Source organism: Burkholderia sp. BCC1638 (assembly GCF_902833195.1).
GTDB classification, from domain to species: domain Bacteria; phylum Pseudomonadota; class Gammaproteobacteria; order Burkholderiales; family Burkholderiaceae; genus Burkholderia; species Burkholderia diffusa.
In genome coordinates this window covers 40569-63872 of sequence record NZ_CADFEC010000027.1, presented here as the reverse complement: position 1 = coordinate 63872, position 23304 = coordinate 40569, and the positions used below count along the sequence as shown (strand labels likewise).

General features: G+C 67.4%; 25 protein-coding genes. 13 read left to right on the top strand and 12 right to left on the bottom strand.

Annotation, left to right across the window (positions count from 1 at the left end; genetic code table 11):
• The first annotated feature begins 14 nt into the window (after positions 1 to 14).
• The 4 genes from HWX22_RS25135 to HWX22_RS25120 all read left to right on the top strand — a co-directional run bounded on the left by HWX22_RS25135 (position 15) and on the right by HWX22_RS25120 (position 2592).
• Positions 15 to 557, top strand: a complete 543-nt coding sequence (locus tag HWX22_RS25135; RefSeq protein WP_175916601.1) for a hypothetical protein — start codon at positions 15 to 17, stop codon at positions 555 to 557.
• Positions 554 to 1174 (top strand): hypothetical protein, encoded by a 621-nt coding sequence (locus HWX22_RS25130; RefSeq protein WP_175916600.1) that lies wholly within the window; start codon positions 554 to 556, stop codon positions 1172 to 1174. Before HWX22_RS25135 ends, HWX22_RS25130 begins: the two co-directional genes overlap by 4 nt.
• A 112-nt stretch (positions 1175 to 1286) precedes the next feature.
• The gene (locus tag HWX22_RS25125) at positions 1287 to 1904 is read left to right on the top strand and encodes a hypothetical protein (protein WP_059526829.1); all 618 of its coding nucleotides are present in this window, start codon (positions 1287 to 1289) and stop codon (positions 1902 to 1904) included.
• Between the two features lie 70 nt (positions 1905 to 1974).
• The gene (locus tag HWX22_RS25120; protein ID WP_059600109.1) at positions 1975 to 2592 is read left to right on the top strand and encodes a hypothetical protein; all 618 of its coding nucleotides are present in this window, start codon (positions 1975 to 1977) and stop codon (positions 2590 to 2592) included.
• Between the two features lie 72 nt (positions 2593 to 2664).
• On the opposite strand, the gene HWX22_RS25115 is transcribed toward HWX22_RS25120, so the two are convergent.
• The gene (locus HWX22_RS25115; protein WP_175911773.1) at positions 2665 to 3552 is read right to left on the bottom strand and encodes a DMT family transporter; all 888 of its coding nucleotides are present in this window, start codon (positions 3550 to 3552) and stop codon (positions 2665 to 2667) included.
• Positions 3553 to 3677: 125 nt separating this feature from the next.
• Here HWX22_RS25115 and HWX22_RS25110 point away from each other — a divergent pair, with 125 nt between their 5' ends.
• Positions 3678 to 5135: a PLP-dependent aminotransferase family protein gene (locus tag HWX22_RS25110; RefSeq protein WP_175916599.1), complete on the top strand. Its 1458-nt coding sequence runs from the start codon at positions 3678 to 3680 to the stop codon at positions 5133 to 5135.
• A gap of 42 nt (positions 5136 to 5177) precedes the next feature.
• Here the strand turns inward: HWX22_RS25110 and HWX22_RS25105 are convergent, their stop codons facing one another.
• Together HWX22_RS25105 and HWX22_RS25100 are read right to left on the bottom strand one after the other, a co-directional pair.
• A complete protein-coding gene (locus HWX22_RS25105; RefSeq protein ID WP_175916598.1) occupies positions 5178 to 6611 on the bottom strand; it encodes a nicotinate phosphoribosyltransferase in 1434 nt (477 codons plus the stop codon).
• Positions 6612 to 6685: 74 nt separating this feature from the next.
• Positions 6686 to 7726: a bifunctional nicotinamide-nucleotide adenylyltransferase/Nudix hydroxylase gene (locus HWX22_RS25100; protein ID WP_175911779.1), complete on the bottom strand. Its 1041-nt coding sequence runs from the start codon at positions 7724 to 7726 to the stop codon at positions 6686 to 6688.
• A gap of 185 nt (positions 7727 to 7911) precedes the next feature.
• Between HWX22_RS25100 and HWX22_RS25095 the strand changes: the two genes are divergently transcribed.
• On the top strand, positions 7912 to 8364 hold the full coding sequence (locus HWX22_RS25095) for an SRPBCC family protein (RefSeq protein WP_059692120.1): 453 nt from the start codon (positions 7912 to 7914) through the stop codon (positions 8362 to 8364).
• Between the two features lie 7 nt (positions 8365 to 8371).
• On the opposite strand, the gene speD is transcribed toward HWX22_RS25095, so the two are convergent.
• Genes speD through HWX22_RS25070 form a run of 5 tightly spaced genes read right to left on the bottom strand, consistent with a single transcriptional unit; the run spans position 8372 to position 11887 of the window.
• Positions 8372 to 8749 (bottom strand): adenosylmethionine decarboxylase, encoded by a 378-nt coding sequence (gene speD / locus HWX22_RS25090; RefSeq protein WP_059819438.1) that lies wholly within the window; start codon positions 8747 to 8749, stop codon positions 8372 to 8374.
• On the bottom strand, positions 8746 to 8892 hold the full coding sequence (locus HWX22_RS25085; RefSeq protein WP_175911781.1) for a hypothetical protein: 147 nt from the start codon (positions 8890 to 8892) through the stop codon (positions 8746 to 8748). The genes speD and HWX22_RS25085 overlap by 4 nt, the downstream gene beginning before the upstream one ends.
• Entirely contained in the window at positions 8892 to 10412 is a 1521-nt protein-coding gene (locus tag HWX22_RS25080; RefSeq protein WP_175911783.1) for a DUF4178 domain-containing protein, read from the bottom strand. Before HWX22_RS25080 ends, HWX22_RS25085 begins: the two co-directional genes overlap by 1 nt.
• A 9-nt stretch (positions 10413 to 10421) precedes the next feature.
• Positions 10422 to 11474, bottom strand: a complete 1053-nt coding sequence (locus tag HWX22_RS25075; protein ID WP_175911785.1) for an SPFH domain-containing protein — start codon at positions 11472 to 11474, stop codon at positions 10422 to 10424.
• A gap of 26 nt (positions 11475 to 11500) precedes the next feature.
• Complete coding sequence (locus HWX22_RS25070; protein ID WP_059819440.1) at positions 11501 to 11887, bottom strand: DUF350 domain-containing protein; 387 nt, start codon at positions 11885 to 11887, stop codon at positions 11501 to 11503.
• A gap of 121 nt (positions 11888 to 12008) precedes the next feature.
• On the opposite strand from HWX22_RS25070, the gene HWX22_RS25065 reads away from it, so the two are divergent.
• The 5 genes from HWX22_RS25065 to HWX22_RS25045 all read left to right on the top strand — a co-directional run bounded on the left by HWX22_RS25065 (position 12009) and on the right by HWX22_RS25045 (position 17112).
• Positions 12009 to 13523, top strand: a complete 1515-nt coding sequence (locus HWX22_RS25065) for a polyamine aminopropyltransferase (RefSeq protein WP_175916597.1) — start codon at positions 12009 to 12011, stop codon at positions 13521 to 13523.
• Positions 13523 to 15142: an FAD-dependent oxidoreductase gene (locus HWX22_RS25060; protein ID WP_175916596.1), complete on the top strand. Its 1620-nt coding sequence runs from the start codon at positions 13523 to 13525 to the stop codon at positions 15140 to 15142. Before HWX22_RS25065 ends, HWX22_RS25060 begins: the two co-directional genes overlap by 1 nt.
• Positions 15143 to 15290: 148 nt before the next feature.
• A complete protein-coding gene (locus HWX22_RS25055) occupies positions 15291 to 16052 on the top strand; it encodes an N-acetylmuramoyl-L-alanine amidase (protein ID WP_175916595.1) in 762 nt (253 codons plus the stop codon).
• 51 nt (positions 16053 to 16103) lie between these two features.
• Complete coding sequence (locus tag HWX22_RS25050; RefSeq protein WP_059819444.1) at positions 16104 to 16493, top strand: lysozyme inhibitor LprI family protein; 390 nt, start codon at positions 16104 to 16106, stop codon at positions 16491 to 16493.
• Between the two features lie 91 nt (positions 16494 to 16584).
• Entirely contained in the window at positions 16585 to 17112 is a 528-nt protein-coding gene (locus HWX22_RS25045) for a GNAT family N-acetyltransferase (protein ID WP_175916609.1), read from the top strand.
• An 8-nt stretch (positions 17113 to 17120) separates the two neighbouring features.
• On the opposite strand, the gene HWX22_RS25040 is transcribed toward HWX22_RS25045, so the two are convergent.
• The 4 genes from HWX22_RS25040 to HWX22_RS25025 form a co-directional block, all read right to left on the bottom strand.
• Positions 17121 to 18467, bottom strand: coding sequence for a glutamine synthetase family protein (locus tag HWX22_RS25040; protein ID WP_175916594.1), 1347 nt, complete (start codon positions 18465 to 18467; stop codon positions 17121 to 17123).
• Positions 18468 to 18612: 145 nt separating this feature from the next.
• Positions 18613 to 19170 (bottom strand): XRE family transcriptional regulator, encoded by a 558-nt coding sequence (locus HWX22_RS25035; RefSeq protein WP_175916593.1) that lies wholly within the window; start codon positions 19168 to 19170, stop codon positions 18613 to 18615.
• Positions 19171 to 19186: 16 nt separating this feature from the next.
• Positions 19187 to 20476 carry an FAD-binding oxidoreductase gene (locus HWX22_RS25030; protein ID WP_175916592.1) on the bottom strand — a complete coding sequence of 430 codons (1290 nt, stop codon included), beginning with the start codon at positions 20474 to 20476 and terminating at the stop codon, positions 19187 to 19189.
• A 199-nt stretch (positions 20477 to 20675) separates the two neighbouring features.
• Complete coding sequence (locus tag HWX22_RS25025) at positions 20676 to 21656, bottom strand: LysR family transcriptional regulator (RefSeq protein ID WP_175916591.1); 981 nt, start codon at positions 21654 to 21656, stop codon at positions 20676 to 20678.
• 102 nt (positions 21657 to 21758) lie between these two features.
• On the opposite strand from HWX22_RS25025, the gene HWX22_RS25020 reads away from it, so the two are divergent.
• Together HWX22_RS25020 and HWX22_RS25015 are read left to right on the top strand one after the other, a co-directional pair.
• A complete protein-coding gene (locus HWX22_RS25020) occupies positions 21759 to 22133 on the top strand; it encodes a nuclear transport factor 2 family protein (RefSeq protein WP_059819450.1) in 375 nt (124 codons plus the stop codon).
• Positions 22134 to 22479: 346 nt separating this feature from the next.
• A complete protein-coding gene (locus tag HWX22_RS25015; RefSeq protein ID WP_175916590.1) occupies positions 22480 to 23217 on the top strand; it encodes a sulfite exporter TauE/SafE family protein in 738 nt (245 codons plus the stop codon).
• Positions 23218 to 23304: the final 87 nt, after the last annotated feature.

Genomic DNA, 23304 nt, shown 5'->3' with positions numbered 1-23304 from the left:
CACGAGGAATCGCCATGTTCTCCACGTTCATCGCCCAATGGGAACGCGCGCACGCCGACGCGCTCCAGCTGTTCGGCAAGGTCGCCGCGCAGACGACCGGCGCCGGCGGTACGTCCGGCTGCCCCGCGTGGCGCGCGTTCGCGCACACCGCGCTGCTCGCCGGCCACCGTTACTCCGACGCCTGCCAGGCCGCGATCGACGCGTCGTGGCGCGGCCAGCTCGAACGGTTCGCGCCCGGCAGTTCGGCCGCCGCGGTCAAGGAGCTGGCGGCGCTGAACGCCGATCTCGCGACACGCTTCACGCAGAGCCACCTGCAGCATGCGGGCGCGATGGCCGACGCGGCCGCGCAATACCTCGACGATCTCGCCCGCACGCGCGGCCCCGCCGATGCCGCGATGGCGCTCGGCCGCTTCGCGGGCGACCTGCAGGCCCAGGCGCGCGCCCATGCGCTGCACGTCGCGTCGCTCGCGAACGGCGTCGCGCCCGCGCTTGCGCAGTGGGCCGACCGCACGCTGCGCGACGATCGCGGCACGTCCGATCAGGAGCAAACGTCATGAACATCAAGCTCCGCTTCATCAACCGCTCGAACGACTGCGGCAACAGCGAGGTCGTGCTGTTCCAGCGCGACGTGATCCCCGATCTCGACGCATTTGCGATCGCGTGGAAAGTGATCCGCTATTGCGGGCGCGACTGCTTCCATCCGTTCGACTACTCGACCGACATCGACGTCGCGCTCGGCGACGAGCACGGCAACTTCTCGCCGCGCGTCGCGGCGCCCGCCGGCGTGCGCTTCGTGGTCGACGCGCAGCCGACCGGACGCGGCCGGCTCGTGCCCGACCCGGCCGACGCGCCGGGCGGCGACATCGAGGTCGTCAACCGGTTGCCGCGCGGCGCCGTGAACGTGAACGCGTTCAGCGCGGGCCGGCTGATCGCGGTGAAGGAAGCGGTCGCGCCCGGCCAGAAGGCCGTGTTCCGCTTCACACCGACGCTGTGGATCGGCGTGGCGTCGCAGATACAGGAAAGCCGCGCGCTGCACGCGGCGGTGATGTCGAGCGCGAACACGCTTCTGCCGCTGGCGGGCGTCGCCGCGGCCGACATCGTGATGACGGGCGGTGGCACCGGCACCGACGCGCAGCCGTTTGCGTTCGCGCTCGAACACATCGTGCGCGCGTAGCGCCGCATGACACGGCTTGAACCGGCTTGACGGCACGGCTTCGCGGCCGGGCCGGCGGGAAAGGTGTGCGGCAGACCGACTGCCGTTTTTTTCAAACTCAAGGAGCAACGACGTGGATATCCAACTGAACCTGATCAACCGCTCGAACGACGCGAACAACTCGAGCGTCGTGATCTTCCAGAAGAACGTGGCGACCGACTTCGACGAACTCGCGATCGCGTGGAAGGTGATCCGCAATTGCGGCCAGGGCGACAACCATCCGTTCAAGTTCCCGATGACGATGAGCGTGAGCGCGAGCGACAGCTGGGGCAACTACATGCCGCAGCAGGTCGCCGCGAACGGCCAGGTGTTTCAGGTCGTGCGCTCCAGCTCGGGCGACGTGCTGCAGCTCGGCGGCGACCCGGGCGCGAGCTCCGAGGTGCAGGTGCGCAACGACCTGCCGGCCGGCGCGATCAACGCGACGATCTACAAGGACGGCAGCGCGCTCGCGCGCAAGACGTCCGTCGCGCCGGGCCAGAAGGCCGTGTTCCAGTTCAAGCCGACGATCTGGATCGGCGTCGCGTCGCAGATCGAACAGGGCGCGCTGATGAATTCCGCGGTGATCTCCGACATCAACACGGAACTGTCGCTGCTCGGCATCGCGAGCGCCGACATCGTGATGACCGGCGGCGGCCCCGGCCCGCGCTCGATGCCGTTCACGTTCCGGCTGGAAAACGTGGTGATGGCGTAACGGTCCGTGCGCCGGCGACGCACGGCCGGCGCCCCTTCAATCAGTTCTCCAAATCGAATAAAGGTGACTCATGGACATCAATCTCAACTTCGTCAACCTGTCGAACGACGTCAACAACAGCCAGATCGTGATCTTCCAGAAGAACGTGTCGACGGACTTCGACGAGCTCGCAATCGCGTGGAAGGTCATCACCAACTGCGGGCGCGGCGACAACCATCCGTTCGTGTTCCCGATGCTGACGACCGTCTCCGCGAGCGATGCCGACGGCAACTACATGCCGCAGAAGCGCGCGGACAACGGACAGGTTTTCAACGTGTCGCGTTCGACGTCAGGCAACGTGCTCGCGCTGGCCGGCCCGGCGCCGACGTCGCGCGAGATCCAGCTGCGCAACGACCTGAGCCAGGGGGCGATCACCGCGTCGGTCTTCAAGGACAACCGGCTGCTCGCGCACAAGACGGGCATCGTGCCGGGGCAGAAAGCGGTGTTCGAGTTCAAGCCGACGCTGTGGATCGGCACGGCATCGCAGATCGAACAGGGCGCGGTGATGAACTCGGCCGTGCTGTCCGACATCAACACCGAACTGTCGCTGCTGGGGATCAAGAGCGCCGACATCGTGATGACGGGCGGCGGCGGCGGCACCACCGCGACCGCGTATCAGTTCCGGCTCGCGAACGTCGTGATGGGATAAGCCGCAAGCCACGCGTGCGCGACGGCGAACGGGCGGCACCCGTCACGTCGTCGCGCGACCGCGGTGCGTGAATCAGCTTGCGCGCCGCACGGGCGCCATCTTCGAGAAGTACTTCGCACCCGCGACGCAGCCGACGACCACGACCGTCACCGCGAGCATCGACGGCGGCACCGTCTCGTGCAGCAGCCCGGCCGCGAGCAGGAAACCGAAGAACGGCTGCAGCAACTGAAGCTGGCCGACGCCCGCGATCCCGCCGAGCGCCAAGCCGCGATACCAGAACACGAAGCCGATCAGCATGCTGAACAGCGACACGTACGCGAGCCCCCACAGCGCGGCGGCGTCGACGCCGTCGAACGTCGCGGGCCACGTAAACCACGCGAGCGGCAACATCACCGGCAGCGACAACACGAGCGCCCACGAGATCACCTGCCAGCCACCGAGCTGACGCGACAGGCGCGCGCCCTCCGCATAGCCGAGCCCGCACGCGACGATCGCGGCCAGCATCAGCGCATCGCCCACCACCGACGCGCTTCCGCCGTTGCGCAGCGCGAACGCGGCCACCGCACCGCTGCCGACCAGCGAGAATATCCAGAACGGCAGCCGCGGCCGTTCGCCGCCACGCCAGACGCCGAACAGCGCGGTCGCGAGCGGCAGCAGCCCGACGAACACGATCGCATGCGCGGACGTCACGTGCTTGAGCGCCAGCGCCGTCAGCAACGGAAAACCGACCACGACCCCGAGCGCGACGACGACGAGCGACGCGGTCTCGGCACGCGTCGGCCGCTTCTGCTTCAGCGCGGCGAGCAGGATCAGGCCGAGCACGCCGGCGATCGTCGCGCGCGCGAACGTGAGGAACAGCGGGTCGAGCCCCTGCACCGCGACGCGCGTCGCGGGCAGCGAGCCACTGAAGATGATCACGCCCAGCAGGCCGCTGAGCCATCCGTCGGTCGTCTTTTGCACGGGAAATCCTGATCGGAAAAGGTGGATGACCGATGATCCGCCGCCCGGGAAAAGCGCGTAAGCTACAGCCCAATACAATCCGGACAAACTGTACTGGACAACCGACCGTACAGTTCCCTCTCGCCATGAGCCGTTCCGTGCAAGCCCCTGCTCCGCCCGCGCCGTCGCGCACGCGCGTGGAAACCGTGATGGACACGCTGCGTGCAAGGATCGCGAGCCGCGCGCTGATGCCCGGCGCGCGCGTGCCGTCGATCCGCATGATGGCCGACGCACTGCACGTGTCGAAGTCGACCGTCGTCGACGCGTACGAGCGGCTCGCGAGCGAAGGCGTACTCGTCGCGCGGCGCGGCTCCGGCTTCTACGTGTCGGGCCACGCGCCGCCGCTCGCGCTCGCCGAACTCGGCCCGCGCCTCGATCGCGAACTCGATCCGCTGTGGCTGTCGCGCCAGGCGCTCGAGGCGGCGCCGAACTCGGTGAAGCCGGGCTGCGGCTGGCTGCCGTCGTCGTGGCTGCCGGACGAGAGCCTGCGACGGGCGCTACGCGCGGCGTCGCGCGACGAACCCGACGCGCTGACCGACTACGCGACGCCGCTCGGGCTGCCCGCGTTGCGCCAGCAGCTGGCGTGGCGGCTCGCGCAGCACGGCGTCCATGCGGAGCCCACGCAGATCATGCTGACCGACGGCGGCACGCACGCGCTCGATCTCGTCTGCCGGCTGCTGCTGGAGCCGGGCGACACCGTCGTGCTCGACGATCCGTGCTACTTCAACTTCCAGGCGCTGCTGCGCGCGCATCGCGCGCGGATCGTCGGCGTGCCGTTCACGCCCAACGGCCCCGATCTCGCACGCTTCGAGCAGGTGCTCGCCGAGCATCGGCCGCGTCTGTACATCACCAACGCGGCGCTGCACAACCCGACCGGCGCGACGCTCGCGCCGCCGGTCGCGCACCGGCTGCTGACGCTGGCGGCCGAGCACGGCCTGCTGATCGTCGAGGACGACATCTTCGCGGATTTCGAGAGCACGCCCGCGCCGCGCCTTGCGGCATTCGACGGGCTGTCGCGCGTCGTGTCGATCGGCAGCTTCTCGAAGACGCTGTCGGCCGCGATCCGCTGCGGCTATGTCGCCGCGCGCCCCGAATGGATCGACGCGCTCGTCGACCTGAAGCTCGCGACGTCGTTCGGCAACGCGCAGATCGGCGCGAACGTCGTGCACCGGCTGCTGGTCGACGGCACCTACCGGCGCCATCTCGACGGCCTGCGTACGCAGCTGGCCGATGCGATGGGCGAAACGATCCGGCGGCTCGCGCGCGCCGGGCTCGGGATCTGGACCGAACCGCGCGGCGGCCTGTTCGTCTGGGCGGAACTGCCCGACGGGCTCGATGCCGCGCGCGTGGCGCGTCATGCACTCGACCACGATGTGGTGCTCGCGCCCGGCAACGTGTTCAGCGCGTCGCACGGCGCGACGTCGTTCATGCGCTTCAACGTGTCGCGCTGCAAGGGGCCGGCGGTGTTCGATGCGCTGGCGCGGGCGATGGACGCGACGCGTGCGGCGGAACGCAGCGACCGCACACTGGCCGGCGACCGATGACCATCGAAGGCGGCGGGACGCACGAACGCCCCGCCGCCACCGTCACACTTCCGCCGCGTGCGCCCTCGCCCGCACCTCCGCGAACGTCGTATCGACCCGCATTCTCCCCGTATCGAACACCGTTTCGAGCGCATCGTCCCACTCGCCTTCGAGCGCGCGATCGTCCCACGCGACCGGCAGCGTCACCGTCCGGTATTCTCCCGTGCGCCGATTGCGCAGCAACGTGAGCCGCCCCCTCTTCGAGCGCTTGCCCGGATCGGTGACCGGATCCTTGCTCACGTCGTGCCACACGCCGTCGCGCCGGATCGCCGAGCACTTCATCGCGAAGCGCTGCGTATCGCGATTGACTTGCTGCAGCAGCGCACCGCCCATCCCGAACACGACGTTGCCGGCCGCATAGCCCGCGTCGTCGAGCGCGGCGAGAATCGCGTCGATCGACAGCTCGTCGACGCCGTCGCCCTGGATCACGCGCACGTGGTTCAGCACGCGCCGTCCCTTGCCGTTCAAGGACGAACCGAACGATGCGTCGAGCGCGCGCACGGTCTGCAGCACGATCGCCACGGGGTCGCCCGAATCGGGACGCACGACCAGCGTCGCGCCCGAATCGATCACGGCTTGCCGAAGCGCACCGCCCCACATATCGAGCGCGGCGAACAGATCGTAGGAGTCCGACACGACCGATACGATCGCGCCGGGCAGACCGAAGCGAGCGATCATGTTTCGATACGCATCGGCTTCGTGCTCACGCCCCCACGACGTGATCGTGCTGTGCTCGGCCGCCGGCACCGAATACGCGGCCATCGGCTCGCGATAGAAGCGGTTCGCGGCCAGCACGCCGAGCACCGTGTCCGAACCCATGAAGCTCACGAGATGCGCCGCGCCGCCGATCGCGGCCGATTCCGCGCTCGATACGCCGCGCGCGCCGAAGTCGTGCAGCTTGAACGGCAGCTGCGCGAGATCGTCGTCGGTCTTCTCGAGAAAGCGGCGGATCGTCTGCCGCAGGTGCCAGCTGCGCGTCGCGACCGTCATCGGGTACCACACGCGCAGCAGCATCGTCTCCAGATACGACGCGAGCCAGAACACCTTCGGGTCGTCGCATTCGACGGTCATCAGCACGTTGTGCACGGGCACGATCGAACCTTCGGGTACCGCGCGAATCTTCACGGGCAGGTAACCGTCGTAATGCTCGACGATATGGCGCCAGCCGTCCTCGTTGAACGGCTCGCCATGCACCGCGAAGAAATCGCGGGCGTCGTCGATCATCGCGTGCGTGACGGGCCGGCACAGATATTCCTTCAGCAGCATCTGCAAGCCGAAGAACAGCGTGCGGTCGTAGCGGCCGCCGCGCGACTCGACGTACGAGAACATCGCCTGCGCGTCGGGCGGATATTGCAGGAAGTGGGAAGCCTTGTACGAATCCGTGTTGAGGATCGGATTGGCGAGAACCGCGGCAAGGCCGCCGGGATCGTTTTGCATGGCTAGAGCTCCTCTAGGCCGTTGAAGTGCCGCCGCGTCTGTCGCGGCGGACCGGAATCCGGGGAATCAGCGCGTCACAGCTTCCCCAGGAAGTGATACGCGATCTCGAAGTGATCCTCGAACATCACGTTGCGCATCTGCGCGAATTCGTTGAGTGGCACCCAGCGCGCCTTGTCGGCGTCGTCGCTGCCCTTCACGCGCGGCAGCTCGCCGGTCGGGAAGTTGAACAGGCACGCGTGCGTGATCGTGCGGCCACGCAGTGAGCGGGCCGGATGATCGAACACCTGGCGATCCTTGATCGAGCCGCGCAGCACGGGCTCCGGCAGCTTCAGGCCGGTTTCCTCGCGCAATTCGCGGATGCACGCCGCGTCGAGCCGTTCGTCCTGGTTCACGAAGCCGCCCGGCAACGCCCACAGGCCGCGCCCCGGTTCGCTGCGCCGACGCACGAGCAGGATATGGCCGGAGTGCACGACCACCGCATCGACCGTCACGAACGTGACCGGATACGGTGCGGCCGACCAAGCCTTGCGATACGCGGCGATGAATTCGGCTTCGGCCTTCAACTGCGCGAATTGCGGCTGCGTGCGGAAATGTTCGAGCCAGCCGAACACGGGTTCCGGCACCGCCCATTGCACGAAGCTGTTGGTGCGTTCGGCGAAATACTGGTCGCGGATTTCGGTGGCGGAAATGTCTTCGGTCGCATCGACGTCGAGGAGCTCCCATTGCGGGAACATCCGGAGGTAATACGACGTGGCGTCCTTTTCGTGGCCGATCAGCCCGACCTTGTGATGCGCGACGTCGCCGAGCGCGGCGGCCACGGCATCCTGCACCCAGCGCACCCAGTCGCCGTCGTTGTACGTCGAATCCTGCACGGGCGCGACCGTCACGCGATCGCGCTCGGACGGCTCGAGCAGCGAAGCCAGCATCTGGCAGCGCTCGTCGAACGAAAACGGATCCTTGATGGTGCGGGGCTTGTCGGTCGACCCGATCAGCACGCACACGCGCTCGGCCCGGCTCAGTGCCGACTTCAGCACGTTCAGGTGACCACGATGCGGGGGCTGGAAACGACCAATGAAAACGAGCGCGTCGAAGCGCCGGTTCTGTTGCGTACTCATGAGGCTCCCTCAAGAGATTGAAACGCTTCGGGTCTTTCCCGAAGGCATGGAATCGATCGTAGGGGAATTCCCGGAGAAGGTCAATCGAGCACGCGCTCGACTTGACGAAGTCTGACGAAACGCGCGGCGCCGGCGCGGTACACTCGATTTCATCCCAATCCGCGCCGTGGCGCCCGCCATCCATCATGAGGATCTCAGTCAGCCGGATCGTCGGCGTCGATCGCAGACGCCTCTTCACGTGGTCGCAGGACTACGCGCGGCGGCTCGTGTGGGACAGCTTCCTCGCCGATGCGTATCTGCTCGACGGGATGACGGCCGACGTCGGCGTCGACGCGTTCTGCCGCAGCCAGTCGGGCGCGACGATGGTGTCGCGCTACATCTCGTACCGTCCGCCGCAGGTCGCGGCCATCGAAATGGTCGACGGGCCGAAAGTGCTCGAACGCTTCAGCGGCAGCTGGAATTTCACGGAACGCACGCCGGGCACGACCGAAGTGAAGTTCACGTACCAGTTCCGCGCGCAGCCGTCCTGGCTGCGCTGGCTGCTCGAACCGCTGATCGGCGCGTTCTATCTCGTGCACACGCGCCGGCGTCTCGACTCGTTCAAGCGCTGGGCCGAAGCCGAAGCGTTGCCGCACTGAGCGTCGCTCACGCGACGCCGCGCGCCACCTGCTGCCGAACCTGTGCATGCGTGCCGAGCGCGGCGGCGATCGCATCGACCGCATCGGCCGCGCGCGCGGCGCCGCACATGAATGCATCGACGGCCGCGAAGCCGTGCTCGGGCCACGTATGAATCGTGATGTGCGATTCCGCGAGCAGCACGACACCCGTGACGCCGTGCTCGCCGCCGAAATGATGGAAATGTGCGCCGATCACGTGCGCGCCGGCCTGACGCGCGGCGTTCGTGAGAATCGTCTCGAGCCGCGCGGCGTCGCGCAGCAGCGCCGCGTCGATGCCGGCGAGATCGGCCAGCACGTGCGAGCCGAGCATCGCACGCGGCGCGGCGAGACCGTCGCGCGCCGTCATTTGTGCGACCCGTACGACGAGTAGCCGCTGCGCGCCGACGAACTGCCCCACCCGCCGCCGCCCGAGCCGCTGCCGCCGAGCGACGCGCAGCTGAACAACGTGACGACGATCAGCCCGTAAAGTCCGTAGAGGATGTAGCGCATTACGCGTTGCCCCCGTCCGACGCGAAACTCTTCCACAGCCATTCAGGCAGCCACAGCACGAGCAGGCCGATCAGCACGTAGACGGAGCGGCCGCTGAACGAGAACAGCGAACCCATGTTGAAGATCACGAGAATCGCGCTGAACACGAGCGGCAGCGGCGCGAAGCTGTGCGGGTGCTTCGCGCCGAACAGGCCGGTCGACTGCCCGGCGGAACCCGTTGCGGACGCAACCGCCTCCTTCGCGAGCGCCGGCGTGGCGAAGCGTTCGGCCAGCGCGCTGGCCGACAACGGCTGCGCGCGCGACCAGACGATTTCCGCGGCGCTGCGCTCACGCGTGAGCTTGTCCTTCTGCCAGCCATAGTCGACGATCGACGTGCGGTCGCCCACCTGCACCCGCCAGTTGAACGCGCCCACCACGTACACGACTTCCGAGTCGTACGTCTCGCGCAGCCGGTAGGTCTTGCCGCCGTCGGTCACGTCGGATTCGCCGCCGATCGTCGGCCAGCGATCGAGCACCTGCACGCGCTCCCAGCGCCCTTCACTCTGCACGAGCCACAGGAAGCCGCGCTTCGGATTCAGCAGCAGGTATTCGTCCCACGTCTCGTCGTCGTCCGGCACGCGGCAACGCATCATGCCGATCACCGTGTACTTCACGCCGTCGAACGTGCCGATCGCGCCGAGTTCCAGCGCGCCCTTCACGGCATCGAGCTTGCGCTGTGCGGCGAACACGGTCTGCTGCTCGGCCGTGCACTGCACGCCCGCGTGACAGCTGCCGCACACGACGTAATCGGCCACGTCCGGCACATAAGACAGCGGCGCGCCGCAGCTCGGGCACGCGAACGGCACCATCTCCGCACCGCGTTTCTCCCGCGTATCGGTTTCGGTATCGCGCAGCCCCGTGAACGCGAGCGCGTCGAACTCCAGTGCCTCGCCCGTATAGACGGCGGGGCTCCCGCCGTTCGCATCGGCGTCGGAATAGTCGAAGGTCGCGAACGCGTTGCCGGTGCGCAGGTCGACGACGCGCGCTTCCCAGCCCGCATCGACGCGGAACGGCAACTCGCCGTCGCCGCCCGTGCAGCGCGCGGTGCGCACGTCGGACACGAGAAACGCGCGGCCGCCGTGATCGATCCGCATGCCCGGTTCCAGCGTGCCGAACGCAGGCCACGCGCCGCCGGATGCGTCGTCGGGCTCGCGCACCGTGACCGCATACTGGCCCGATGCATCCGACAGCCAGCCGAACGCGCCGTCGTCGAACACGACGTACCACTCGCTCCACGCGCCGGCGTCGTAGGTCATCTGGAGGCGGCCGAGCACCGTGAACGCCCGCTTGCCGTAGCGCCCGGCCGTGCCGATCTGGATCGGCGACGCGTCGTCGAGCACCGTGGCGAGCTCACCGATGCGTTCGACGTCGGCACCGCGCTTGAGCAGCGTGCTGCGACAGAACGCGCAGACGGCCATCACCGCCGCCGCCGAGCGAAACTCGACCGGCGCGCCGCACTGGGGGCACGAAGTGCTGAACATGCGCGACGCTTACCGGGTGAGCTTCGCGAGGATTTCCGCCTTCGCGCGCGAATAGTCCTCTTCGGTCACGAGGCCCTTGTCGAGCAATGCCTTCAGCTGTTCGAGGCGTTGCACGTAATCGGTTCCTTCGGCCGGTGCGGCCGGCTGCGCGGCAGCCACCGGTGCCGCGACGGGCGCGGGCGGTGCGGACGGCGCCGGTTGCGCGGCGCCCGCGATCTGACCGGCCATCGCCTGCCCGATCGCCGCGCCGGCCGCGAGCCCCGCGCCGACGCCCGCGATGCCGCCCGGGTTCTGCGCGGCCAGCGGGATCGCCTGTGCCGTCTGGTATTGCGTCGCGCGGGCGAGATCGCCGGCCATCCCCGCGCCGATCCGCAGGTCGAGCGCCTTCTGCAACTCGGCCGGCAGCGACACGCTTTCGACCGCGAACGCATCGAGCGCGAGGCCGTAGCGCGTAAACACCGGGACCAGCGCCTCGGCGACGCGTTGCGACAGCAGCGTCTGGTTCGCGGCCATGTCGACGAACGGCACGTCGGCCGAGCCGAACGTGGTACTCATCGCGGTGACGACCAGGTTGCGCAGCTGCTGCTCGAGATCGTCGACCGTGTACTGCGCGCGCGTGCCGCTCACCTCGCGGTGGAACGCGGCCGCGTCGACGATCCGGTACGAGTAGATGCCGAACGCGCGCAGCTGCACGAAGCCGAATTCGCGATCGCGGATCGTCACCGGCTGCGCGGTGCCCCAGCGCCGACCGAGCTGCAGCCGCGTGCTGAAGAAGTAGACGTCCGACTTGAAAGGCGACTGAAAGAATTTGTCCCAGTTCTTCAGGTACGTGAGCACCGGCAGCGTGCGCGTTTCCAGCTTGTACAGGCCGGGCTGGAACACGTCGGCGACCTTGCCTTCGTTGACGAAGATCGCGACCTGCGTTTCGCGCACGGTCAGCTGGCCGCCGTACTGGATCTCCTGGTCTTCCATCGGATAGCGCCAGGCGAGCACGCCGTCGGTGTCTTCCGTCCATTGCAGGACGTCGATGAACTGCTTGCGGATAAACGAACCCAGACTCATGTCGGTCTCCTCGAGCGCGTGGCGCGTCAGGTCAGGCAGGCGGCATTGATGATGCCGACGACGAGCGACGCGGTGCCCATCAGGCCGCCCATCGCGATGTTGCGATCCTCGATCGCATGATTCATGCCGGGAATCAGGCGCGTCAGCACCGCATAGGTGGCGAGCTGCACGGCCATCGCGCCGACGGCCCACAGCACGACTTCGCCGAGCGTCGAGTTGTGCGCGATGCTGGAGGCGAGCGTCAGGCAGAAGCCGATCAGCGCGCCGCCGAACGACAGCGTCGCGGCCGCGTTGCCGTCGCGGATCAGTGCCAGTTCGTCGAACGGCGTGACCTTCAGGTACACTGCCGCGAACACGAAAAGCAGCACGAACGCCGACAGCAAATGAACCGCATAAAGATAGGCACTATTCATTCTTTTCCTCGGATTTTGTGCTCGGTTCGCCGCCCCCTCGCCGGCCGGCCCATGGCGGGCCGCCCCACGAAAATCCGCGCCAGTATATCCACATTGACGAGCCCTGCACAACGGACGCGCCATGCTGCATAAGCGCGCGCTCGTCCTGTCGATCCTCGTGCTCGCGTCGTGCGGGCTCGGCTACGAACTGATCAACAGCGCGCTGTCGAGCTACCTGCTCGGCGATTCGATCCTGCAATTCTCGTCGGTGATCGGCTGCTACCTGTTCGCGATGGGGATCGGCTCGTGGCTCGCAAAGTTCGTCGAGGACGACGACGTGCTCGATCGCTTCGTCGACATCGAGCTGCTCGTCGGCCTGCTCGGCGGCGTATCGGCCGCACTCCTGTTCGCGGTGTTCGCGTGGCTCGCCGCGCCGTTCCGCGCGGCGCTCTATGCGCTCGTGCTCGCGCTCGGCCTGCTGATCGGGATGGAGATCCCGCTCGTGATGCGCGCGTTCCAGCAGCGCCGCCAGGCGTTTCGCCATACCGTCAGCGAGGTGCTGACCTTCGACTACCTCGGCTCGCTCGCCGTATCGCTGATCTTCCCGCTCGTGCTCGCGCCGCGTCTCGGCCTGCTGCGCACGAGCTTTCTGTTCGGGTTACTGAACGCATTCGTCGCGCTGTGGACCACGCACCTGTTCCGCGACGAGATCCGCAACGTGCGCGGCAAGCTGATGCGCGCGTCGCTCGTGATCGGGCTGCTCGTTGCCGGCTTCGCGCTGTCGGACCGCATCACGCACTGGGCCGAGCACGGCGTATACGGCGACGAGACAATCTATTCGGAAACGACGCCGTACCAGCGCATCGTGCTCACGCAATGGCACGACGACATGCGGCTGTACCTGAACGGCAACCTGCAGTTCTCGTCGCGCGACGAGCATCGTTATCACGAGGCGCTGATCCATCCGACGATCGAGGCGCTGCCGTGGGCGAAACGCGTGCTCGTGCTCGGCGGCGGCGACGGCCTCGCGGTGCGCGAACTGCTCAAGCACCGCAACCTCGAACGGATCACGCTCGTCGATCTCGACCCCGCGATGACGAAGCTGTTCTCGACCTCCGCGCCGCTCGTGAAGCTGAACCAGGGCGCGCTGAAGGACCCGCGCGTGCAGGTGATCAACGACGACGCGGTGCGCTGGCTCGAATCGAACGCCGACGTGTACGACGCGATCGTCGTCGACTTCCCCGATCCGACCAACTTCGGGCTCGGCCGGTTGTATTCGGTGCCGGTGTTCCGGCTGCTCGCACGTCACCTGTCGGAAAACGGCTATGCGGTGATCCAGTCGACGTCGCCGTACTTCGCGCCGCACGCATACTGGACGATCATCGCGACGCTGCACGAAGCCGGGCTCAACACGTGGCCGTATCACTGCTACGTGCCCTCGTTCGGCGACTGGGGCTTCGTGATCGCGGGCAAGCGCCACGACTTCACCGTGCCGACGCGCTATTCGGTGCCGACGCGCTGGCTCGACGCGCAGACGGCCGCCGAGATGTTCCATTTCCCGGCCGACATGCCGGCGCTGCCGATGTCGCCGAACGAACTCAACGACCAGCCGCTCGTGCGACGCTTCGACGACGACTGGAAGCACGTGCTGCGCTGATGGATCGCCGCACGTTCCTCGTCGCGTCCGCGGCCGCATCGCTTGCCGCGTGCGGGCGCACCGGCTGGATCGAGACGACGCCGCGCGTCGGCTACCCCGGCATGCGCGAAGGTCACGCGCTGCGCGATCACGCGGCGCTGCCGCCGCCGTCCGGCACGATCGAGACCGACGTCGCGATCCTCGGCGCGGGCGCGGCCGGCCTGTCATGCGCGTGGCAGCTCGCGCGCGCCGGTCATGCGCGCTTCGTCGTGCTCGCCGGCCCAGAATTCGGCGGCAACGCGGCCGGCGGCCGCTTCGGCGAGCTCGGTTATCCGAAAGGCGCGCACTACCTGCCGCTGCCGTCGCTCGAATCCGCGCATCTGCGCGACATGCTCGCCGATCTCGGCGTGATCGAATCGGCACCGTTCTCCGCGCATCCCGCATACGACGAACGCGCGCTCGTGCACGCGCCCGACGAGCGGCTGTTCATCGCCGGCCAGTGGCAGGACGGCATCGTGCCGACGACCGGCCTCGACGCCGCCGCGCTCGCGCAGCAAACGCGCTTCTTCGCTTACACCGACAGTCTGCGCACCGCGCGCGGCACGGACGGCCGCAAGGTGTTCTGCATCCCGATCGCCGAATCGTCGCGCGACCCGCGCTGGCGCGCGCTCGACCGGCGTTCGTTCAAACAGTGGCTGCTCGACGAGGGCTACACCGCGAGCGCGCTGCACTGGTACCTGAACTACTGCTGCCGCGACGACTACGGCGCGGGCTACGAGCGCGTGTCCGCATGGGCCGGTCTGCACTACTTCGCGTCGCGCGGCGGTCACGCGAGCGATGCGGGCGACGGCGCGGTGCTGACCTGGCCCGACGGACTGCACACGATGGTGACGAAGCTGAGCGACTCGATCACCGCGCGCACCGGCTCGAACGCGTGGTCGCGGGACGGGTTCGCCGTTCGCGCGACCGAACGAAACGGCGGCGTCGACGTGCTGTGCGCACGCGTCGCCGACGACGGTACGCTGACGACGTTCACACTGAAGGCGCGGCGCGTCGTCAGCGCGATGCCGCTGTTCGTCGCGGCGCGCGTGTTCCCGCAGCTTCACGCATACGGCTTCGATCCCGTGCGCGACCTGCCGCCGCGCGCGCCGTGGCTCGTGTCCAACTTCCTGCTCGACGGGATGCCGGCCGAAGAGGCCGGCGTGCCGCTCGCATGGGACAACGTCGTCTACGAAGGCGCGGGGCTCGGCTATGTCGTGTCGACGCACCAGCTGATCCGGATGTCGCCGCCGACGCGTTCGGTGTTTTCCGCCTACCAGGCGCTGAGCACGCGCTCGCCGGACGACACGCGTCGCTGGCTCGCGCAGGCAAAGCCCGACGCGCTGCGCGAGCAGGCGGCGATCGACCTCCAGGCTGTCTACGGACGCGAGCTGTGGAAACATGCGACCGCGCTCGAGATCACCGTGCGCGGCCACGCGATGGCGACGCCCGACGTCGGATTCCTGAGCCGGCCGGGGTTGCTCGCGCTGCGCGAGGCAGACGGCCCCGTCGTGTTCGCGCATGCGGACCTGTCCGGGCTGTCGCTGTTCGAGGAAGCGTCGTACTGGGGCATGCTCGCCGCCCGGCGCGTGCTCGCCTGATCGCCGGCGCGCGACGCCGTGCGGCAGCGGTCATTTCGTCATTGCGGCGCCGCCGGCAACCGCTATAATCGCGCGACATTCCGACTGCATTGAGCAGGCCGACGGTGCGCGCCATACGACGCGCCGCATGTCCTCCTCGACAACAACAATGACAAACCGAACCGTTCGACGCCTTCGCCCGTTCGTACGCGCCGCCGCGCGCCTGCTCGCGTGCGCGCCGCTGCTGGGCGTGCCGCCGGCGCTGCATGCGGCCGACGCCGCAAGCCCGGACGCACAGCCGGCCGCCGGCCGCTACGTCGTCGTCGACACCGGCCATACGCCGGCCCACCCGGGCGCCACCGGCGCCAGCGGCCGCGTCGAATACCGATACAACCTCGACCTGTCCACCGCCGTCGCGGAGAAGCTCGCCGCGCACGGCGATCGCGTACTGCGCACGTCGGCCGACGGCCGCGAGATCGCGCTCGATCAACGCTCGACGCAGGCCTCCGACGCGAACCTGTTCGTGTCGATCCATCACGATTCGATGCAGCAGCAGTTCATCGACGCGGGCCGGCAACGCGAATTCCGCGGTTTCGCCGTGTTCGTGTCGGAGCGCAATCCGCACTACGCGGAAAGCCTGCGTTGCGCGAAGGCGATCGCCGAGCGGCTGATCGCAACCGGCGAACGGCCATCGCTGTATCACGCGCAGCCGATCAAGGGCGAGAACCGTCCGCTGATCGATCCGCAACTCGGCATCCACCGCTTCGACGATCTCGTCGTGCTGCGCACCGCGCCGATTCCGGCCGTGCTGGTCGAGGCCGGCGTGATCGTCAATCCCGACGAGGAAAAACGTCTCGCGCAGCGCGAGACGATCCAGCGCCTCGCCACCGCGATCGCGGGCGGGATCGACGTGTGTACGGCGGCCAGGTAAAGGTAACGCCCGTTGGTTTTCAACGGATTTCACCCAGTGAGGAGGAGTGCCATGAAAAAGAAGAATCTGCTCGTATCCTGCGCTTTGCTTGCGCTCGCCGTTCCGTTCGCCGCGCATGCGGCCGGCTGCGGCAAACCGCGCAGCGCGTTCGATCAGGTGTACTGCAGCAGCAACGAGTTCTCGCAGCTCGACCGCGAGCTGAACGACGAGTACGGCCGCGTGCGCAAGCAGTTGAGCGGCGACCAGCAGGCGAAGCTGAAGACGGGCCAGCTCGCGTGGATGAAGCAGCGTGACGACCGCTGCAGCGAAACGCGCGACGACGGCTATCTCGTGAACCTGCAATGTGCGATCGACTACACGCAATCGCGCCTGTCGTTCCTGCGCGAGCGCGAACGTGAGTGCTCGAGCACGGGGTGCGTGACGGCGAAGCTCGGGGAGTAAGGGCTGACCGGGTGCCGTGCCGTGAGTCGATTCGCGGCACGGTACCTTCTTTCGTGCACCATTCGTCATTCGGCAATCCGATGGCACATCGATCACCTCGAACATGACGACGATCGACATCCGCGCCGCAACGTCCGTCGATGCATCGGCCATCGCCGAAATCCACGTCGCATCGTGGCGCGCAACCTACCCGGGCATCATGCCTGCCTCGTACCTCGCCGGTCTGTCGGTCGAACAGCGCACCATCGCCTGGCGCGACGTGCTCGACGCTGGACGGCCACGTGTCGCACTCGCCTTCACGGAAGGCGAGCCGAGGGGCTGGATCGCCTATGGTCCGACGCGCGACTCCGACAAGGATCCCGCATGGGGCGAAATCGAGGCGATCTATCTGCATCCGTCGCATTGCGACCTGGGAATCGGTGCCGCGCTGGTCGCCCATGCGCGCCGATCGCTGCATGACGCGGGGCATCGGTGGGTATCGCTGTGGGTCCTCGTCGAGAATCGTCGGGCGAAGGCATTCTACGAACGCGAAGGTTTCGTCGCCGAGCACGACGCCAAGACGTTCGAGATCGACGGTGTGCCGATCGAAGAGATCCGCTATTGGCGTGCGCTTCCTTAGTCACACCGTCACAGAAACCACCGATACTCCCGCGCCCCGATCTCGTTTCGAAAATCCAGCTCCTCCTGCCGCTTGTTCTCGCAATACACCATCACGAATTCACTGCCGAGCCCTTCCCGCACGGCCGCGTGATCCTGCATCGCCGCGACGGCGGAGAGCATCTCCTTCGGAAAATCGATCCCGCTGCCGCGATCGTCGTTGAGCGGCGCGATCGGCTCGATCCGTGCGTCGAGCCCGTGCTCCATCCCGCTGAGGATCGCCGCGAGCACGAGGTACGGATTCGCGTCCGCGCTCGCGAGCCGATGCTCGATCCGCAGATTGCGCGCATCCGATTCCGGAATCCGGATGCACGCATCGCGATCCTCAAAGCCCCAGCTGGCACGGCTCGCCGCGTTCACCATCGATCCATAGCGCCGGAACGCATTGTGATTCGGCGCGAACACCGGCATGCAGTGCGGCAGCAGCTCGAGGCAGCCGGCCACCGCATGCCGCAGCGGCCGCTGCCCATCCGCGGCGAGCAGGTTGCGGCCCGCGTCGTCGTACAGGCTCACGTGCACGTGCATCCCGCTGCCCGGCGCATGCAGATACGGCTTGCCCATGAAGCTCGCGCGATAGCCGTGCTGCAACGCGACACCGCGCGTGCTGCGACAGAACAGCGCCGACCAATCGGCCGCGCGCAACGCGTCGTCGGTGTGTCCGAAGTTGATCTCGAACTGGCCGGGGCCGAGCTCGGCCGTGATCACGGTCGCGTCGACGCCCTGCTCGCACGCGGCCTCGACCATCTCGTGCAGCACGTCGGAAAACCGCGACAGGCGTTCGATGTGCATGTTCGGCTGGTCGTCGCGGTCGTCGCTCAAGCGATCGCGCGGATACTGCGGCATCCCGTCCGCGAGCTGCGCGGCGAACAGATAGAACTCGAGCTCGAACGCGACGACCGGCCGGATACCGCGCGCCGCGAACCGCCGCAGCACGCGCGCCAGCACCTCGCGCGGCTCGAACTCGATCGGCGCATCCGTGCCGTCGGAGCTGATCAGCATTTGCGCGAGCGGCTGCCGCTCCCAGCGCACCGGCTTCAGCGTGCCGGGAATCAGGCGACGCGGCGCATCCGGGTCGCCGTCGTTGAAACAGTAGTCGCCGATCTTGTAGAGACCGCCCTGCGTGCCGAGCAGCACGCAGTTCTGCGGCAGCTTCAGCAGCGAGCCCGACGCGACCTTCTCGAGCGCATCGATCGGATAGCGCTTGCCGTAGAAATGACCCGGCAGGTCGAGACAGATCAGGTCGACATAACGGATCTCGGGATGCGCCTGCCGGAATGCGCGGATTTCATCGACCAGCGCGGGAACAACGTCAGCCATGTCTCATCCTTTCCATGTCTTGTATGGCGGTGCCGCGGCGCGGCGAACCGGACTCATCGGCATGCGGCACGTCACATGCCCGCTATCGATCAGTACTGCAAACCGGCAGCACAGCGCGACGGCCCGTCGCCGCCGTCCGACAACCTCAGGTGAACACCCAGATCACGCGTGCCGGCGCATCACTCAGGTTCGCGTAACGAAACCGCTTGTGCGCGGGAAGCTGAAATGCGTCGTTCGGGCCGAGCGTGACGGGCGTGTCGTCGCCGTCGATCCAGATTGTCAGCTCGCCTTCGAGCACGAAGCCGCCCTGCTCGTCGCTGTCGTCGACGGAACGCTCGCCGCTGCTCGCGCCGGGCGCGAGATGGCTCTCCAGGATCGAGAAGCGCGAACGCATGTTCGGCGACACGAGGATGTCCGTGATGCCGGCCGCGTAATACACGGTGCGCCGCTCGTCGGGCCGCGTGACCCACGCCACGCTGCGCGGCTTGCTGAGGCTGTAGAAATATGTGGTCGGCACGCCGAGCGCCTCGCCGATCGCGGTGAGATCCGCGACCGTTGGACGCGACAGCCCGCGCTCGACCTGCGACAGAAAGCCGACGGAGCGGCCGATCCGTTCCGCGAGATCGTTGAGCGTGACCTTGCGATGCTTGCGCAGATCGCGGATCAGGATCGCCAGACTTTCTATCTCTTCCTGTTCGTTCATGGTGGATTCCGGTGCGTCAGACGGTATCGCGCAAACGGTACCAGGCCTTGCCGATCGCTTCCAGCGGCGCGGCGAGACGATCGCCGCCGGGGAAGCGCGGGTTGCGGATGCGCTGGTACTGCGCGAGCAGGCGATCGTCGCCGAGCACGGCATCGGCGACCGCGCGCGCGCCGGCAAGCGTCGGCAACACACCATGCCCCGAGAAGCCCTGCAGCCAGAAGCGCTGGCCGCGACGGCCGATGTCCGGCGTGCGTCGCATGCTGATGTCGATGTGGCCGCCCCACGCGTAGTCGAGCGGCACGCCGGCCAGTTGCGGGAACACGCGTTCGAGGTGTGGGCGCGTCGCGGCCGCGATGTCGGCCGGAATCCCGCCGAGATACGTGCAGCCACCACCGAACAGCAGACGGTTGTCGGGGCTCAGGCGGAAGTAGTCGGGCACGAACTGGTTGTCGATCACGCAACTGTTCCGCGGCAGCAGCGAGCGTGCGACGTCCGGCGCGAGCGGCGCGGTCGCGACCTGGTAGGTGCCGACCGGCAGCAACCGGCGCGACAGTTCGCGATCGAGCCGGTCGACATACGCATTGCACGCGAGCACCAGCACGTCCGCGCGCACCTCGCCGCGCGCGGTGCGGGCAACGTGACCGCCCGCGGTCTCGCGACAGTCGAGCACGCGGCTTTGCTCGAAGATGCGCCCGCCGGCCCGTTCGATCGTCTGCGCGAGACCGAGCGCGAGCTTCAGCGGATTCAGATGGCCGGCCTCGGGATCGTGGAGCGCGGCAAGATAGCGCGCGCTGCCGATCCACTCGGGCATCTCGTCCGGCCCGATCACGCGCAGCCGGTCGTAGCCCCAGCGCTGCGCGGCCTCGTCGCGGGCCTGCGCGAGCATCGCGACGCGACGCGGCCGCACCGCGGCCCACAGGCTGCCGGGCCGGTAGTCGATGTCGAAGCCGTGCCGCGCGGGCAGTTCGCGCACTTCGGCCGCGGCCCAGCGCATGCTGTCCCACAGCACGCGCGCGCCGTCGCGGCCGAGCGAATCCTCGAGCGGCTGCATGTCGCACGACCAGCCGAGCAGCGCCTGCCCGCCGTTGCGGCCCGATGCGGCCCACGCGACGCGGCTCGCCTCGAGCACGACCACGCGCTTGCCCGCAAGCGCGAGGCGCAATGCCGTATGCAGCCCGCTGAAGCCCGCGCCGACGACCAGCACGTCGGCGTCGACGCGTTCGTCCAGTTCGGGCCGCCTCGGAATCGGCGCCGGATAAGTGCCGGCGTAGTAGCTTGCGACGTGACGGTCGGACTGCACGAACATGCGGACTCCCGTGAAATTCTCGCCGGATAATTTCATGAAAAATTAGCACGGCAATTTCACGAGAGCAAGCGGGAGAATGAGGGCACGTCTTGTGGTCCGACGAACTATAGTTGTGCGCTTTTCAGGGGGGCGGTGCGATTTGTCAATTCGCAGGAGTGCTCCTGCAAGCCATGTAGTTGCGCTTTGGAAATGTCGCCTTCTACTCGCGATGCAGCGTTTCGAGCATGGCTGATGACAGCCGCTGGCAAGCGCCATGGCCCTTCGACTGCAGCCCGGGCATCATGCCGACGACAAAGTCGATGAACGCTCTCACCTTGGCCGGAACGTGATTCCGACTGGGGTAGTAGACATAAAGCGGGAACGTCTCGTCGCGCCAGTCAGTCAGGATCGGCTCCAGCGTGCCGGCACGCAGGTGCGCGTCGATTCCGAGGTCAATCAGCTGAGCGATCCCGAAGCCTGCAACGCACGCGCCGATTTTGGTTCCCGCATCCGTGACGGTCAGATTCCCGTTGACAGCCACTTTCACTTTCTCGTTGTCGCGCCAGAATTCCCAGTCGAAGGGCCGACCAGTAGCCGGATCGATGGCCAGGATGCATTCATGGCCGTCATCGACCAGATCCTGCGGCGACCTCGGCCGGCCGCGTTGCTCCAGGTAGGACGGCGCGGCCACCGTCAGGACCCGCGGGCTATACAGCCTGCGACAGACCAACGTGGAAACGGATGGCGTCCCGAATCGTATGGCGAGATCGAATCCGTCGCTTACCAGGTCTGGCACGTCGTTCCGGGTTTCCAGCTTCAGATGAAGCGCAGGGTAATCCTTCATGAACTGGGCCAGCTCCGGCGCCAGCACCAGGCGAGCGAATGCTGCGTCGCACGCCACACGGAGCGTTCCGTTGACGAGCGAGGTCTGGCCGGAGGCTTCGGCGGTCGCCTCTTCGATTCCCTGGAGCAACGGCCGCACCTTTGACAACAGCTCGTGGCCAGCGTCCGTCACTTCGACGTGCCGGCTGGTGCGATGCACGAGCTTCGTGCGCAGGCGGTCCTCCAGTCGCTGAATGGCGCGACTGACCGCAGGCTGAGTCCTGCCCAGACGAGATGCGGCACGGCCAAAGCTCCCGGATTCGGCGATGGCCGCAAGTACAAGCAAGCCGCTGACAAGTCCTCCGTCGAGGTCTTCCATGATCCATGAGTTCCTGTAATGACAGCGATAACCGGGCCGCCGTAGCCGAGCCGAGGACGATCGCTCACTATACGAGCCGTTCACTATCGAGGAAAGCCAGTCATGACCCAGACCCAAGCCGTCGTCGCGTTGATCGAGGATTACTTCAATCTGGCTTACGAGCCGAAGAGCCGTGACTTCAACAAGGTCTTTCATCCGAGCTGCCTGATTCAGTGGCTGGATGAAGGCCGGCTGCGCACCCTGTCGTCGTCGGAGTACGAGGCGCTCGTCAACGGGAGGCCGAGCCCCCGGTCAACCGGCGCACCAAGAGACGAGGCGATCCTCTCCATGGAGCACATCTCGGACGGCCTTTCAGCGGCCACGGTGCGAGTGCGGATCGGAAGCAGGCTGTTCAACGATCACTTCGTCATACACAAGGTGGACGGCAGTTGGCTGATCGCCACCAAGGCGTCTGCCATCGTGCGTACGTTCGACTGAAACGCAGAGCTGCAAATGCGCATCAGTGTCCTGATTCATTCGGGCGCGACTCAATCGGTGAAAGATCGCCGGCGGAGCCACGCCGACGAACCGGGTCATAAAACATTTCGATGTAGTTGTTGAAGTTTCGTAGCTTCTGCTGATGAAGCCCCTTCGTGCGCTAATCGCGTCCGGTTAATCCGCTAATGCGGTGCGGCGGAGATCAAGCTACGACCGATCGGCCGCGCCCGCTGCGCACCCGACACGCTGCACGCGCGCCCCGCTTTGCGCCGCCACGATCCTGCATTACCATCGTGCGTCCGCCGCGCATACCCGCGCGCCCCGCCACCTCTGCGCTCCCGCACCGATGCTCGCCCTCATCATCATCGCCGGCCTGTGGGCCGGCCTGCAAAACGCCCTCGCGGGCGGCGGCTCGTTCGTCACGCTGCCCGCGCTGATCGTGTCGGGGATGTCGCCGCTCGCGGCGAACATCACGTCGACGGTCGCGCTGTTCCCCGGCCAGGTCACGACGGGCTGGGCGAGCCGGAACATGGTGCGCGGCGCGGGCAAGCTGCCCTTTCGCGCGCTGTTCGCGATCAGCGTGGTCGGCGGCGCACTCGGCGGCCTGCTGCTGCTGAAAACCCCGTCATCGATCTTCTCGCACCTCGTGCCGTGGCTCGTGCTGTTCGCGACGGTCGTGTTTACATGGGGCAGTTTCTTCCGCAAGCCCGGCGCCGACACGCAGCATATCGGCCCCGTCACCGCTGCGATCTCGCAATTCCTGATCGCGATCTACGGCGGCTACTTCGGCGGAGGCATCGGATTCCTGATGATGGCCGCGCTGACGATGGCGGGCCTGTCGCCGCGTCACGCGATGTCGACGAAGAATGCGCTCGCGGGCGTGATGAACGCGTCGGCGGTCGCGCTGTTCCTGACCTCGCCGCACCTGCACTGGCGCGAGGCCCTCGCGCTCGGCGGCGGCGCGATCGTCGGCGGCCTGCTCGGCGCGTGGGCGCTGCACCGCGTGAACGAACGCGTGCTGCGGATCGCGATCGTCTGCATCGGCGCCGCGCTGACCGTCGGGCTGTTCGCCAAGCCGATCTGACGCACGCGCAATCGACGGGCAAGCGTCCGTGCGGCGAGCGACGGCGGAGTAACGCGCCCACCTCGATGTCGCGGGCGTTTCGGGGCG

What these genes read in the sequence shown, in the direction of transcription:
- HWX22_RS25030 (WP_175916592.1), bottom strand. Translation starts at nt 20,476, where the DNA reads ATGTTCGTGCAGTCCGACCGTCACGTCGCAAGCTACTACGCCGGCACT.
- HWX22_RS25065 (WP_175916597.1), top strand. Translation starts at nt 12,009, where the DNA reads ATGCTGCATAAGCGCGCGCTCGTCCTGTCGATCCTCGTGCTCGCGTCG.
- HWX22_RS25055 (WP_175916595.1), top strand. Translation starts at nt 15,291, where the DNA reads ATGACAAACCGAACCGTTCGACGCCTTCGCCCGTTCGTACGCGCCGCC.
- HWX22_RS25070 (WP_059819440.1), bottom strand. Translation starts at nt 11,887, where the DNA reads ATGAATAGTGCCTATCTTTATGCGGTTCATTTGCTGTCGGCGTTCGTG.
- HWX22_RS25060 (WP_175916596.1), top strand. Translation starts at nt 13,523, where the DNA reads ATGGATCGCCGCACGTTCCTCGTCGCGTCCGCGGCCGCATCGCTTGCC.
- HWX22_RS25040 (WP_175916594.1), bottom strand. Translation starts at nt 18,467, where the DNA reads ATGGCTGACGTTGTTCCCGCGCTGGTCGATGAAATCCGCGCATTCCGG.
- HWX22_RS25020 (WP_059819450.1), top strand. Translation starts at nt 21,759, where the DNA reads ATGACCCAGACCCAAGCCGTCGTCGCGTTGATCGAGGATTACTTCAAT.
- HWX22_RS25025 (WP_175916591.1), bottom strand. Translation starts at nt 21,656, where the DNA reads ATGGAAGACCTCGACGGAGGACTTGTCAGCGGCTTGCTTGTACTTGCG.
- HWX22_RS25100 (WP_175911779.1), bottom strand. Translation starts at nt 7,726, where the DNA reads ATGAGTACGCAACAGAACCGGCGCTTCGACGCGCTCGTTTTCATTGGT.
- HWX22_RS25120 (WP_059600109.1), top strand. Translation starts at nt 1,975, where the DNA reads ATGGACATCAATCTCAACTTCGTCAACCTGTCGAACGACGTCAACAAC.
- speD (WP_059819438.1), bottom strand. Translation starts at nt 8,749, where the DNA reads ATGACGGCGCGCGACGGTCTCGCCGCGCCGCGTGCGATGCTCGGCTCG.
- HWX22_RS25050 (WP_059819444.1), top strand. Translation starts at nt 16,104, where the DNA reads ATGAAAAAGAAGAATCTGCTCGTATCCTGCGCTTTGCTTGCGCTCGCC.
- HWX22_RS25135 (WP_175916601.1), top strand. Translation starts at nt 15, where the DNA reads ATGTTCTCCACGTTCATCGCCCAATGGGAACGCGCGCACGCCGACGCG.
- HWX22_RS25075 (WP_175911785.1), bottom strand. Translation starts at nt 11,474, where the DNA reads ATGAGTCTGGGTTCGTTTATCCGCAAGCAGTTCATCGACGTCCTGCAA.
- HWX22_RS25130 (WP_175916600.1), top strand. Translation starts at nt 554, where the DNA reads ATGAACATCAAGCTCCGCTTCATCAACCGCTCGAACGACTGCGGCAAC.
- HWX22_RS25085 (WP_175911781.1), bottom strand. Translation starts at nt 8,892, where the DNA reads ATGCGCTACATCCTCTACGGACTTTACGGGCTGATCGTCGTCACGTTG.
- HWX22_RS25095 (WP_059692120.1), top strand. Translation starts at nt 7,912, where the DNA reads ATGAGGATCTCAGTCAGCCGGATCGTCGGCGTCGATCGCAGACGCCTC.
- HWX22_RS25015 (WP_175916590.1), top strand. Translation starts at nt 22,480, where the DNA reads ATGCTCGCCCTCATCATCATCGCCGGCCTGTGGGCCGGCCTGCAAAAC.
- HWX22_RS25110 (WP_175916599.1), top strand. Translation starts at nt 3,678, where the DNA reads ATGAGCCGTTCCGTGCAAGCCCCTGCTCCGCCCGCGCCGTCGCGCACG.
- HWX22_RS25035 (WP_175916593.1), bottom strand. Translation starts at nt 19,170, where the DNA reads ATGAACGAACAGGAAGAGATAGAAAGTCTGGCGATCCTGATCCGCGAT.
- HWX22_RS25080 (WP_175911783.1), bottom strand. Translation starts at nt 10,412, where the DNA reads ATGTTCAGCACTTCGTGCCCCCAGTGCGGCGCGCCGGTCGAGTTTCGC.
- HWX22_RS25105 (WP_175916598.1), bottom strand. Translation starts at nt 6,611, where the DNA reads ATGCAAAACGATCCCGGCGGCCTTGCCGCGGTTCTCGCCAATCCGATC.